This is a genomic window from Hominiventricola aquisgranensis (assembly GCF_040096225.1).
GTDB lineage: Bacteria > Bacillota > Clostridia > Lachnospirales > Lachnospiraceae > Hominiventricola > Hominiventricola aquisgranensis.
This window is the reverse complement of the sequence record NZ_JBBMFC010000006.1, coordinates 1-12845: the sequence shown is the minus strand read 5'-3', so window position 1 is coordinate 12845 and position 12845 is coordinate 1. Positions and strand designations below refer to the sequence as shown.

At 45.0% G+C, this 12845-nt stretch carries 16 protein-coding genes, 1 tRNA gene and 1 pseudogene; 3 read left to right on the top strand and 15 right to left on the bottom strand.

Annotated elements, in window-relative coordinates:
- Nucleotides 1-82 precede the first annotated feature (82 nt).
- The 15 genes and pseudogenes from WMO62_RS04410 to WMO62_RS04340 form a co-directional block, all read right to left on the bottom strand.
- Complete coding sequence (locus WMO62_RS04410; RefSeq protein WP_349143935.1) at nt 83-2812, bottom strand: DUF927 domain-containing protein; 2730 nt, start codon at nt 2810-2812, stop codon at nt 83-85.
- Nucleotides 2809-3171: a DUF7768 domain-containing protein gene (locus tag WMO62_RS04405; RefSeq protein ID WP_349143934.1), complete on the bottom strand. Its 363-nt coding sequence runs from the start codon at nt 3169-3171 to the stop codon at nt 2809-2811. Before WMO62_RS04405 ends, WMO62_RS04410 begins: the two co-directional genes overlap by 4 nt.
- Before the next feature lie 52 nt (nt 3172-3223).
- Entirely contained in the window at nt 3224-4012 is a 789-nt protein-coding gene (locus WMO62_RS04400; protein WP_349143933.1) for a hypothetical protein, read from the bottom strand.
- A 3-nt stretch (nt 4013-4015) separates the two neighbouring features.
- A complete protein-coding gene (locus WMO62_RS04395) occupies nt 4016-4279 on the bottom strand; it encodes a hypothetical protein (protein WP_349143932.1) in 264 nt (87 codons plus the stop codon).
- Nucleotides 4279-4839, bottom strand: coding sequence for a hypothetical protein (locus tag WMO62_RS04390; RefSeq protein WP_349143931.1), 561 nt, complete (start codon nt 4837-4839; stop codon nt 4279-4281). Before WMO62_RS04390 ends, WMO62_RS04395 begins: the two co-directional genes overlap by 1 nt.
- A 2-nt stretch (nt 4840-4841) precedes the next feature.
- Nucleotides 4842-5489 carry a hypothetical protein gene (locus WMO62_RS04385; protein ID WP_349143930.1) on the bottom strand — a complete coding sequence of 216 codons (648 nt, stop codon included), beginning with the start codon at nt 5487-5489 and terminating at the stop codon, nt 4842-4844.
- Between the two features lie 12 nt (nt 5490-5501).
- Entirely contained in the window at nt 5502-5981 is a 480-nt protein-coding gene (locus WMO62_RS04380) for a gp33 family protein (RefSeq protein ID WP_349143929.1), read from the bottom strand.
- A 9-nt stretch (nt 5982-5990) separates the two neighbouring features.
- Nucleotides 5991-6551: a helicase-related protein gene (locus WMO62_RS04375; protein ID WP_349144030.1), complete on the bottom strand. Its 561-nt coding sequence runs from the start codon at nt 6549-6551 to the stop codon at nt 5991-5993.
- Nucleotides 6534-7280, bottom strand: a pseudogene (locus WMO62_RS04370) (SNF2-related protein); the annotation flags it as partial. The gene WMO62_RS04375 and the pseudogene WMO62_RS04370, both read right to left, overlap by 18 nt.
- A 116-nt stretch (nt 7281-7396) precedes the next feature.
- Nucleotides 7397-7777, bottom strand: coding sequence for a hypothetical protein (locus WMO62_RS04365; RefSeq protein WP_349143928.1), 381 nt, complete (start codon nt 7775-7777; stop codon nt 7397-7399).
- A gap of 68 nt (nt 7778-7845) precedes the next feature.
- Nucleotides 7846-8223, bottom strand: a complete 378-nt coding sequence (locus WMO62_RS04360; RefSeq protein ID WP_349143927.1) for a hypothetical protein — start codon at nt 8221-8223, stop codon at nt 7846-7848.
- Entirely contained in the window at nt 8220-8738 is a 519-nt protein-coding gene (locus WMO62_RS04355) for a cell wall hydrolase (RefSeq protein ID WP_349143926.1), read from the bottom strand. Before WMO62_RS04355 ends, WMO62_RS04360 begins: the two co-directional genes overlap by 4 nt.
- On the bottom strand, nt 8725-9162 hold the full coding sequence (locus tag WMO62_RS04350) for a helix-turn-helix domain-containing protein (protein WP_349143925.1): 438 nt from the start codon (nt 9160-9162) through the stop codon (nt 8725-8727). The genes WMO62_RS04355 and WMO62_RS04350 overlap by 14 nt, the downstream gene beginning before the upstream one ends.
- Nucleotides 9163-9261: 99 nt before the next feature.
- Entirely contained in the window at nt 9262-9438 is a 177-nt protein-coding gene (locus WMO62_RS04345) for a hypothetical protein (RefSeq protein ID WP_349143924.1), read from the bottom strand.
- A gap of 135 nt (nt 9439-9573) precedes the next feature.
- Nucleotides 9574-9657: transfer RNA gene (locus tag WMO62_RS04340), tRNA-OTHER, on the bottom strand.
- Nucleotides 9658-9874: 217 nt separating this feature from the next.
- Between WMO62_RS04340 and WMO62_RS04335 the strand changes: the two genes are divergently transcribed.
- The 3 genes from WMO62_RS04335 to WMO62_RS04325 all read left to right on the top strand — a co-directional run bounded on the left by WMO62_RS04335 (nt 9875) and on the right by WMO62_RS04325 (nt 12512).
- On the top strand, nt 9875-10399 hold the full coding sequence (locus WMO62_RS04335) for a hypothetical protein (RefSeq protein ID WP_349143923.1): 525 nt from the start codon (nt 9875-9877) through the stop codon (nt 10397-10399).
- 157 nt (nt 10400-10556) lie between these two features.
- Entirely contained in the window at nt 10557-11018 is a 462-nt protein-coding gene (locus WMO62_RS04330; RefSeq protein ID WP_349143922.1) for a helix-turn-helix domain-containing protein, read from the top strand.
- A 459-nt stretch (nt 11019-11477) separates the two neighbouring features.
- A complete protein-coding gene (locus WMO62_RS04325) occupies nt 11478-12512 on the top strand; it encodes a tyrosine-type recombinase/integrase (RefSeq protein WP_349143921.1) in 1035 nt (344 codons plus the stop codon).
- The last annotated feature ends 333 nt before the right edge of the window (nt 12513-12845 follow it).

Here is a 12845-nt window from a genome sequence, read left to right as displayed (position 1 = left end):
TGATTTTTAAGAATTTTTTCCATTACGCCTAACCTTACACCTAGCATTACGCCTAATTATTAGGCGTAATGGAAACAGCATACTAATACGGCAACTGCTGTTCCGTTGATTCAAACGGATTTTCCTGCTCCAGCTCCATCTGAGTGAACCCGTCTGCGTCCTTTTCCGATCTGTCTCTTTCCTCTGCTGCTTCCTCTTCATCTAATGGATCCACCGGTTTTGAGAATCGTTTCAGGTCAAATTCCACGAACCTGCATGTACGATTATCAAACCATTTCCGCACACAGTACTCTTTTCCGCCATTCTTTTTTTGTGAACTCGCAATTATTCCGTTATCTGCCAGATATTTCAGAGTCTTCCTTGGGCTGTACCCGGCTCTTGTCAAAGCATTGTTCAGAAGGGACGGATATATGTATGCTTTCTCCTGATCGGTGCTCATGGTGCCCAGGCAGGTGCCGATCACTTTATCTCCAAAATACTGCCGGTTTGACAGAATCCAGTCCACGATGAACTGAGTTGCATTCTCATTTACATCCGCCACACCTGCTGCCATCTGTTCCTGAAGGATGCTCCGTGCCATACGCACAGCCCGCTCCCACGATTCTGGATCAATTTCAAGTGGTGCCTTTTCTCCGGGTATACTGCTGCGCTCCGCAGCAGCCTTGAAGATCCAGGTATCGATCATGGCATCTGCCAGTGCTACCGCGCTGATTCCGGCGATATGGCTACCGCTGGTACCATCTGCAAGCTGATAGACCTGCTCCACCATCCTGTCATAATGATCCTTGATGCTCAGTTCATCCGTGCTCAACACCCGCCGGATGAACTCCGGACCAGCCCAGCCACAGTTCAGCGGTGCTTGCTGATGCATCATACTTGCTTCCTGCTCAACATCAAATGGTCCGCCGTAGATTTCAAGCACACGGGTGCTCACTCCTGTCTGGGATGTCTCTGTGGATAACGGTTCTTCACCGGTTGCCAGTGCCACGGTCCTCCAGGTGTTCAATGCCTGCAGTCCGCCGCCCTTGCTGCCTCGCGCCCGGCCGGTACCGGATGCGATCATATATACGATTTTCTCCAGGCTTTCCTGTTTCTGCCCGGCCAGCTGTCGCTCATCAATGCCCATAGGAAGATCATTGTAGAATCCTGCCATACGTTCCAATGCAACCTGTGTCGCATTGAAATTGACCATCAAACGTTCCGGATCGCCCCATGCTGATAACGCTGCTTTCAAGGCTGCCGTCTTTCCGCCTTTTGATCCGCCCCAGTTATATACGAAAAAGATTCTCTGAGACAGGATCCTCAGTAGTGGTGCTGCAAAGCTGGCCGCCAGGATGAACCGGAACTTGTCCCGCTCCCGGTGCGGCCGCATGGTGTCTTTCCAACCTTCAAATGTCCCATTGGCATGATACGCTGCAGCCCACCCCCGCAGGGATGGTTCAATATCCAACACAATATCGTCTCCATGCCCCGGAAGGAACCGTCCGCCTGTCTGCCAGCCAAAAGTGGATGCGGAGTCCGCCTTGGTGATAATATCAATATTCTCGGCTTCCAGGGCTTCCAGGAAACGCACCACCAGCTTGGCATTCTCTGATGTGATCGTACATCCAAGATCTGCCAGTGCCGTGATGCTGCGGCTTGTGAAGATCGTGCTTCGTGGATAGATTACTTTGTGCCACTCTCCGTCCCTCTTGAATGCGATCTCGATCTTCTCTTCTCCAGTCTCCATGCTTTTAAGCCTCTGTGTCAGAATGATCGGTGTCCGGCACACAAGTGTCGGTGTCGCTTTGCGTTCTTCGATGTGGCTGATGCCCTTTTCCGAATAGATCCACCCTTCTGGCTGCCGCAGGTTTACCGGTGCGCCCTTTACCGCTTCCGGAATAATGTCATGAACCTGATCCAGATCTATTTTCTTTGCACTCTGAATAGCTGCCTGAATCTCCTGTGACGCCTTTTCTTTTCCGTCTCTCAGATACAGCTCTGATGGATCCTTAGCGCCAAACTGTCTGCAGCTCCAGGTGTACACTTCTCCGGAAAATTCCTCTTCATGAAGGATCCGGCATACTTTTTCCAGGAACGTCTCTCCGCCCTTATCCGGTTCCACATGAATATAGATCTTCAATCCTTCCAACTGCGGTACCATACGAGCTTTGAAATTACTTGCGCCCGGAACACCAAGCGCTGCAATATTCAAGTACCACAATGTCTGTGTATCTGATTCCCCTTCCGGAAGCACTACGTATCCGTTTTTCTGAATCTCCGGCAGTCTCCATTCTCCATACAGGCACAATTTGCCACTGCTTCCATAGCTCCAGCGGAACTCTTTTCCGCCATATCGCTTCCGGAATACTTCCGTCACACCATCTGCCCGCTTGTAAGGTAGTTTCAACCAACGCACACCATCTCGGTCTTTTCCGGTGGAAGCAAGGCAAACATCCTTCAAGAACTCTTCCGGCAGTCGCTTACTGAAGGAGTACTCTGATAAGGTGTAATCCTTCATCTTCGGCTTTTGGGGTTTTTGTTCCTGTGGATCCGTAAGCTTTCCGTATTTATCCAGGATCTGCTTATATGCTGTTTTGGTATCTGTATTGTAGAATTTGCTCCAAAAACTGATGAAATTGCCATCTATGCATCCGGTAAAACAGTGACACATGCCAGTCTTGGCATCTGCAGTAAAGGAATCCTGACGGTCATCATGGAACGGACAGCGCCCCATGATCCGGTCACCGGTCATGCTGAAGTTCTTCAACATGCTTCGGTACTCGGCTGCATAATCAACAAAATCATCTATGTTGAGCTGATCTGCATTCATCTAACCACCTTCATTAACCGTCTGATTTCTTCGTGTGTCATAGAAATAATGTGTCCCCGCATATTCAGGCGTGCTGCCTCTGCAAGCTCTCTCTTCATACCTGCGCTGATCACTCCATCGATCACAATCAGCAGATACTCGTTAGATCTGCTCAGGTCGTCCAACCCGAATGTTATTCCACGTTCCCGGTCATCCTCATAGCTGTCATCCAAGAACTGGGTATAGAAAAGATGTGGGGCAACCGGCACACCTCCGGCTGCTGCCACCTGTCGGCATATGTACTGAGCTACCTGGCAGTTAAACCTCTGTCCGCTTCCTGTCCTGGCACGATATCTGGATATAATATAAATCCGTTCCATAGTGTCCTCCATCTACAAGGGGGACGCCTGTTTTTTGCGTCCCCCTCCGTCCTTAGTTAAATGGCAGATTTTCCTGTGTGCCTTCTGGGATATCCATGAATCCCTCATTAGTCACAGCTTCACCTGCTGTCTCATAATCACTGTTTTCAATATCAATATTCTTGTCCTGCTGCTTGATCGTGTCTGCCATGGCTTTTGCCTCTGCAGCCTGCTCTGGCTTCAGCTTTCCTGCGAAAGTGAACACAGCCCGGCTGTATGCAATGCCTCCGGCATTTTTCTCTTTTTTCAGTGTGATCTTTGTGATCGCATCATAGCAGCGCATACCCTTTAACAGGATTCTCTTACCAATGTAATCTCTCATGTATTTCAGAGAAGTCGGTGGCAGGGAGATAATCAGAGGAACCGGGTTATCCTCTCTCAACAGATAGATTCTATGTAAATTCTTACAAGCTTTTCCCCTGCCGTCTTCATCAGATCCGAACTGATTGAACGGACAATCCACACAGTTTCTGACCTCTCCTGTTTCACTGACCATGCCTGTCTTTCCATCAAAACTGGAGCAGTCCGGCTTCTCATTGCCTCCGCTGAATTTCTCCTTCCAGTATCCATTGATCGCATGATGGAAAAGGATCACACCTACCAACTCAGTACTGCTTTCCGGGTTATCTTCATCATCTCCGGGAATTTCAAAAGCGAGTCCACCGCCAGAAGGAATCTTTACTTTGTCGTACGGCAAATTTCCAAGACCATCCAATTCCTCTGCGATTGCTTCTGCCAGATCGCTGTTCATAAGTGTCACCAGATTAAAACTGTCCATAGTCGCAACTTCATTCTTTGCCATCGCTTATGCCTCCCTCTTTGCTTCAACAACCGGCCATTCTCTGATTCCAGAGATTCTTCTACAACTTTCAATGCTTCCTGTACGGTACTTGTTTTCATTCGTACTATCCAATGTTTCTGTTACAAAGTATCCATTCTTCATACCCATATAACGACACACAATATCCTGATCCTGGCATCTGATCAGAATGGGATCCCCTTTTGTGAGTGGTGTTCCGTTATCATCTGTAACGGTAATAATCTCTTTTTTCTCAACCTGAATCGCCATTACGCTTCTCCTTCTTCTGTGCTCTCACAAGCCCCACATTCGCCATTTTCCTCGTTGGTGGTGACTTCCTCGTCCTGCATCTCTGAAGCCTCAGCATCTGCCTCACCGGCTTCCTCGAACCCATCTCCTGATTCTTCCTCTGCTGCATCAAAAGCTTCTTCCAGCGGAGTCTTCTTTGAACCGGTACCATAATAGAGATCATTCAGGATCCGGGTCATATCTGCAGCCATAATGATAGCGTTCATGGCCACATTTAATGCTGCATCATATAAGCGGCTGCATTCTTTGATAGCCTCATCACCTTCTACCTGAAGTTTTGCAAGGTAATCACCCATACCATTTTTCAGATCTTTCTCACAGTTCTGGATGCGGCTGTGTGCTTCCGCTGCAATGCCATATCCTTCATGCTTATTACGCACAGTTCCAAGATCATCACCGGTTAATTTTCTTTCCCGCTCCTGATTGTTATAGGTGAACTGGATAACCTTCACCAGGTTGTCCTTCAGATTCCGCTCACTATCCAGGCGGATATCCATTTCCATCTGTTCGTAGTCTCCCATACTTACTCTTCCTCCGTTTTCTTTGTGATCTTATCAAACAGATCCGAATATTCGCTCTGCTTAAAAAACTTATCCGCAATCTCTTTATCTCCATTGCAGAGTTCTAAGTACTTGGTGTATACATTACAAGCAACTTTAAGTCTGTATTCTCTGCTTCTGGCTTCTGAAACTGCTTTGCTAATTTCTTCCGCAATCTCATTTCTTTCATAGCAGCGGGCTGCATATTCTTTCTTCGCTTTTTTATTGGAATCCCTAATCTCTGTAATATTGGTAAGGATTCCTGAAAGATATGAAAAAGTATCTTTAGAATATACATTTTTAGCGACAACCTTAACTGAAGTGTCTTCTTCTGTTTCAATGTATCTGTACTCATATCCAACTTTGTAGTCATAATCAAGTCTTACCCTGCTAGTTGATGAATTGATAATCTGTGCTACTTTTTCAGCTTCTTTTGGGTCTGTAAAATTGTAACCAGCGACTTCATATACGTCGATTTCTCCAACTGGCACAGTTGGCTCAACCTGATATGTAGGTTTATCAACCGAGATGATTTTTCCGTTGTACATACATTCAATATCCACCAACATAGCAAACTGTTCATCTGTAATATTGGCCAATGTTACATCTGACATGTTCATATATCTTTCCACTTTGCATTCCTCCTACTTTTTAGATTTCTTTGCCCGATCCAGAGCCTTTGTATTAGCTTTCCGCTTTGTAATGGTCAGCTTTTCATAGATGCTCAAGCACTGTGTCAGATCTTCCGGAAGATCCTGATCCTCACCAAGATCTTCTTTCATGGCTGCCACGGTACTCTGCAGTGTTTTCGGATTTACGGTCTCTTTGATGATGTCCCCCAGACCCTGATCCCGGAGTACATCGAAAAATGAGAGACCCGTTTCTTTTTCAAGTGCCGCCAGATCTTCCTCTGATTTTTTGGAATACATAACCTTCTGCGACAGGCTGTAATTAAATCCATCAACAATGGTGCTCGGCTTCTCTTCATCGATCATCATCTTGCAGATGTCCTGTTCCAGCTTTTCCTTCGCCGCATTATTTTCTTTTGTCAGATTTTCAAGCTCTTCTTTGCGATCCAAGAGCTCCTTGTATTCTCTGATTTTCTGATCCAACTGTGATTCCATGTTTACCTCCTAAAAGAATTGTTTCCAGTCATCAACGACTGTTTTTGCAAGATCTTCTTTCTTTGCCAGTGCCTTCAGAACTGTCTCATCAATGGTCTTTTCAACCACCAGATGAATGTATGTGCAGCGGTTCCGCTGTCCGATCCTGTGGATCCGGGCAAGGCTCTGACTGTATGCTGCATAATTAAAATTGACCGAATAATATACACAGGTGTCTGCTGCAGTCAGTGTGATTCCAAGCCCTGCAGTATCGATCTGTGCTAGGAACACCTTCACATCCGGGTTATTCTGAAATTCCTTTACGATGGCTCCCCGATCATCGATCTTGATATCTCCATAAATGCTGCAGTATTTGATTTTCTTCTTTTCCAGCAGCTTCTGGATCAGATCGATCTCCGGCCGGAATCTGCAAAATACTACCAGCTTCTTTCCTGCATCGATCACATAATCATCCAGGATATCTTCCAGCGCATTTAACTTCCCTCTGAATACCAGCTCCGGCTTATTTCCATCATCTGTCTGAATGAATCCGCCGGTGAACTGCTGCAGACGCAGCAGCTTGGTAAGCACAGTCGGTGCCGTGATCTGTCCACCGGATTCAAGTTCTGCAAAGCTGTTCTTCCGGATCTGGTCATACAGGTTCTTGTCCTTCGTATCCATCCGGATATTTCTTGTGATAAATGTCTGCTCTGGAAGATCCAGTGCCTCTTCCTTCGTCACTCGGTACGCTATGGAATGTTCCTTTCGGATCAGCTCATCCAAATCCTTGTACCCTACGATCTGCCGGTTGCTGAATCCACCCATAATGGCATATCGACCACGGAATGCATAATAATTCATTCCAAATACAGTCGGATCCAGGAACCGGTACTGGCTGAATATATCAATCGCATTGTTCTGAACCGGTGTACCGGAAAGTATGAGCTTATACTTTGCAATATCTCCCAGCCGGTGCATAGCCTTGCTTTGCTGCGCATCGTGAGTCTTGATTCGCTGGCTTTCATCTGCGATCACCATATCCGGCTTCCAATCCATCAGGGTTTCAATGATGCCTTCTCTCCAGGTACTTTCATAGTTGATCACCGCAACCTTCAAAGCCTTAAACGGGAATGCTTTTAAGGCTTCCAGTTCCCGGATCCGCTGCCTCTTGTCTCCAAGCAACACATTTACTTTGAACTTGAACGTTGCTGCATCCTCAAATTCTTTCGGCCATACGGCACACACCGAGGTCGGTGCTACAATGAGAACCTTTTCAATAGCTCCCATCTGGTAGGCTGCACCTGCAACGGCGATAGCTGTTAAGGTCTTTCCACCTTAGCAACCCATTTCAAATAAGAATCCAAAGCCTTTCCCGGGCTGATAATTATTGTTCATGGGCATTAAATCACTTCCCTTCCTCTTCTGAATCCTGTATATCATTTGTGTTTCATGATAAAATTAATAACCTCTTTAGGAATCAGTTTTTCCGGATCACTTGTTTCAACGACCTTGTTAATCAACTCATCGCTCTCATGTCTAAGCATTTCTGACAGATTGAATAACTGAAATGCCGTATCCAGATCTTTATCGTCACACTGTTTCCTGATGATACTGGCGATATTTTTACACCAGGAATCTCCGATCAGCTTATCCGGGATCGCTCTACCACAGAATCCGTTATTTCCCTCAAAAGAAATAAGTTTTTCATCTTCTTTGAGTTTCTTTGTCAGGATGAAATACAATGTTTCACCTTCCAGTGTTGCCTCGTTTACAGTTTTTCCATTATCATTGATGGTCTGAATATTAACCTTTATCATTAGTCAAAGTCTCCTTCTTCTATCATTTTCATAAAATAATCAATGTCCTCATCTGCAGTATGCCCTCTTCATGGGGCTTTTTCCTTTTGAGTGATTTCTGGTGGCTCAATCAAGCCAAACGTGATCAGTGCCATGTTGGCACCTCTGACCTGATGCTTGAAAAGCGGGAACTTTACCGGATATTTATAAAGTGGTTCCGGGTCTTCTTTCATCCGTTCCTGATCAACTGCTCCCGCGATCCGGTTCATGTGCTGCCGTTGTTCTTCTATGGTTGGCGGCAACTTTACAAGTCCTGCCAATCGGTTCAGAAGTTCTCCGGTACATGGTCCTTCCAGCCACTGGCGGCTCCGGTTCCATTTCATCTTGTTCCAGCTCTTGATAATATTAAGCTGCATTCCGTCACAGTCTGCGATGATCAGAATCCCTCTATCGAGCTTCATCTTCATTCATCATCGCCTCTTTCCATGTAGAATGTATGATTGCCATAGATAAAGAGCTTGTCCAGGTTCCGGCTATGCCAGGTAGGATTCTTACTGGTTCGTTCAAAGTACAATGCCCCATCGCTGCCATCCCAGCCATCCTTTACCATATCAAGTGCTGCATAGCAGTCTTCATTCGGCTCTACCTTCTCATATCGTCCATTTGCAACGGGAGTAAATGCTCCGTCATCATGGACTACATCATAGATCGTGTCTGGAAACTGGATGCTTTCGACGCGGTTCAGAACCACACACATTACCAGTGCTTTTCCGGCGGTATCCTCTCCCTCTGCCTCGGCCATGGCGATCTTCGCCAGCAGATAACTGTCTTCATCGCTCCATCCTTCCGGCTTATAGCTGTCCATAGGTTCATCCGGGATAAGCTGTACAACCGGTGCTGCGACAACCGACATTCCGGGATCCATGGTAACGGCCAGGATCGCCATTCCTGCTGTTGCCAGGAATAATTTATGTAGATGCATTGGTTGTTTCTCCTTTCCTTTCAAGGTCAATTCCTTCGATTTCTGCAAATCTCCGGGCGTTGATGAAATATACCCAGCTACGCTCTGTATGGATTCCGTAGCCCCATGGGAACACACCCTGCTGCAGTCCCAGGCTGACCGATCTGACGGATATACCAAGCAATCGTGCTGCATCCTTCGGGAGCAGCTTTTCAACTGTTCCAGCTTTCTTCACCAGATGGATCACTGAATCCTCTTTCCAGAAATAATCTTCCGGAAGTCCCATAGCCTGCGCGATCCGTGTCTGTCCGTCTTCGGTTGGAGTCTGCTTCCCGGATAGCCACTGGCTGACTGTTGCCTTACATTTACCGGTCAGCCCGGCAAGCTGAACCTGGTTGATATTCCGTTCTTTCATCGTTACTCGGAGCTTTTCACTAAATTCCATGTGTCACCTCGGTTCTTTTCCTGCCCGCCAAAGCAGGAAATATAGTATCGTACTCTTTCTCCATGATCTGGAAAACCAATCCGCCGCTTCTGCGACTGATCATTTAACAGTGCCTGCCGCAACAACGGCTGCTCCTGCAGCCATGCCATCCATGTAGGCATTGGCAATTGCCAGGAAGATGTTCTTCTTTCCATCAGAAGTAGTGTTCAGGATCCCGCAAAGCTGTCTTGCGTCCTTCATCTGTTCTTCTGTGAAATTCTCTTTCATTGTCTTCATCAGGTTTCCTCCTCTCTTTTCTTAGTGGCAGGGCTGGAAGCTCCATACCCCTATGAAACCAGCCCTGCGACTGCTGTAGGGAATAATCCATGGAATGACCGATTATTCTTTTGGGCATCTACAGCTATACCCTAGTGGGTCTGCCAGGAATCGAACCTGGAACCTTGCTCTCCCTGTTTTATGTGACGTCACGCTGCTCTGCCATTGAGCTACAGACCCTTGATTTCAATACTCCAGCATTACAATTGCCCACCGCAAAGCTGCTATGGCATCCCGATCATGCTCTTTTTCTGCCCTTGCCAAGAGCTCATACAATTTTTCTATTTTCGGATCTTGCATTTTCTCACTTCCTTCCGTTTTGCGTTCTTGCTTTTCTTTTCATAGCCTCCTTGCTATAATCAAATTGCCACATCATCAAATACCAAGGAGGTTGCCTATGCGATCTGTAATCAGAAAACCAAGTCCAAGAAAATCTATTTCTGCCAGAACAACTGGAAGAGTCACCCATGCTGTCAAGAAATCGGTAAATCCTTTATATGGGAAAAAGGGAACCGGTCTTATCAAAGATCCTAAGCGTTCTGTCTACAACCATGTGTACAACGAAACATCTATAGGATTAGATGACCTTGTACCGTCAAGCAAACATTCCTCAAATAGCTACTCTTCTCATGCGGAAAGTCCTACTGTTTCCCATATACCAACTACCAAGGTTGTTGTTACAAACTCAAACATTGCTGAGATGGTTAAACAACATCCACAAATCATTGATGCATTGGAAGGCTACTATAAAAGAAGGATCACTTTAGCAGTTATTTTGCTATTCATTGGAATCGTAGCTATCTCATATAAACCTTTGGCTACTGTTATCTTGGTTCTGCTTTCTGTTTTTTTCTTCTACCGCGCAAATAAATTTCATATTGCATATGAAGATGCGCGAGAAACATTTTATAATAGCAAATAGTTTTTTTGTTGTTTCTGTGGCTATTGTATGCTATTAAAACAGCATTGTCAAGATATTTTTGTTGTTTTAATAGCTTTTTGTTGTTTTAGTAGCAAAATATTGTTGACGTCGAGTGTGTTTCAGATTATAATCTGTGCACAGAAGGAGGTGATATCATTTGAAAGAGCGAATAAAAAAGATAAGAAAAGAGCTTGATTTAACACAACAAAAGTTCGCTGATAAACTTGGTGTTAAAAGAAATACTGTTGGTCAATGGGAATGTGGAATCAACGCTATCACAGATCAGGTTATTACTTCTATCTGCCGTGAATTTAATGTGAATGAATCCTGGCTCCGAACCGGAACCGGTGAGATGTTCAATCCGAGTCCCAGCTCTGCCATGGATGTTCTGGCAGCAGAATACCATCTGGATCAGAATGCATATGTCGTTGTGGAGAAGTTTCTGAATCTGAAACCGGAATATCAGAAAGGTGTCATTGAATATTTCAAGGCTATCGCTGCAGCATTGAATAGTGAAAACATGGATGATCTGTCAGATCTGGTTCCCGGATCTCCGGAAGAATTGGAAGCAAATTATCCACCTATGGATCCAGATTCAACTGATCGTAACATTGGATAGTGCCCAGCCCTGTGGTTGGGTTAAAGAAGATAGTAGATTTTTGTCGGTCCAGTAAATGCTAAGTTGTAATAAAGAGTGTCATTGGAACGGTAATATAACGCGAAAACGGTATTGTCTTTGTATCTTATGTATTTAATAGACATGGCAAGTCCCACCTTTCTGTTGTACCGGAAGGCTGGGCACAGATATCTATTATACTTTTTACTTATCAATCTTTTATTGGAAATATATGGAAAATTTAGAACATAAAGAATCCGCCACACCATTGGCGTGATGCGGCGGATTAGCTTTCCACATTATAGGGAGCCACATACAGCATTTAGCGATGCAGTGCTATAACATAGATGTACGATACATTTTGTATTATACACTGCGTGGCTCCTATACACAAGTGAAATTTTGATAAGGATCTCAAAGAATCTCAAATAACAACTGAAATTTCAGAAAGGAAGTCAAACAGTGGGAAAAAGAAACCCAAATGGCTACGGATCCGTGACCAAGCTTAAAGGAAACCGATCCAAGCCGTGGATCATAAAAGTAACACAGTATGATGCCGATGGTAACGGTCGGCAGGTGCCTCTTGATTACGCTGCCACCGAAGAAGAAGCCAATATTATTCTGGCCAAATACAACCACAATCCCTGGAACATTGACCGCAAGAATATCACCCTTGCCGATCTCTATAATCAATGGTCCAAAATCAAAAAGCCAAAACTCGGAACATCCCTGCAGTATTCGCTTCAGGCGGCTTATAAACACTGTTCCAAGCTCTACGGGATGAAATACATCAATATCAAATCTTTCGATATGCAGGATGCCATAGACGGCGTCTTCAGTTATTCTTCTCAAACGCATATGAAGAATCTGTGGGGACATTTAGATGATTTCGCCTTTGAACGGGATATCATAGATAAAAAGTATTCATCCATCATTTCGGTATCAGCCGTTCCTCCAGATAAACAAGCCAGGACGCCCTTCACCGATAAGCAGATAGAAGATCTGTGGAAACACCGCGGTGAAACTGGAGCAGACTTCATGCTCCTCTATCTGTACACAGGTTTCCGCTTGGTTGAATTGCTTGGAATGAAAAAGGATCAGGTAAACCTGAATGAGCTGTATTTTCAAAGCGGTGTAAAAACCGCTGCCGGAAAAGGACGAATAGTACCCATCCATTCACGGATCCAGCCTATTGTCATAGAGCTGATGGACCAGCCAGGAAACTATCTGATCGCAGAAGATGGAAAACGAATACCTAAGACTCGGTTTTACAAAATCTGGAAAGAAACCCTGGCACTAATCGGCATTGATCCAGAGGATGATACAAAGACTCCTCATGCAACCAGACATACTGTCGAGACCCGCCTTGATAATGCCCACGCCAATAAGAAATGTATTGATCTAATCATCGGCCATAAATCAAAAGATATCGGAAACAGGGTGTATAATCACAAGACATTGGAACAACTTCGGGCTACGATTGAACTGCTGAAATAATAAGATTTTCACTGAACTATTAACAAATTAGTAACACAAAAATCCACTTTTCCAAGGAAATCAAGGAAAAGTGGATTTTTCAAACTTAAGAAAAGTTAAGGATTAGAAAGGTATGCATCGAGTAGGAGGGAAAATTAAATAAATTTTCCCGACCTCTCACACCACCGTACGTACGGTTCCGTATACGGCGGTTCAATCAACTTAACAAGTAACACACCTTTCGGTGTAGTAATCTATCATTGAGACTAATCCAAATTGTACCGACCCCCAAAAGTTAGACCTAAAAATCTAACGATTGGAGGTCGGTATTTTTATGGCTAAATATTCTTTTGA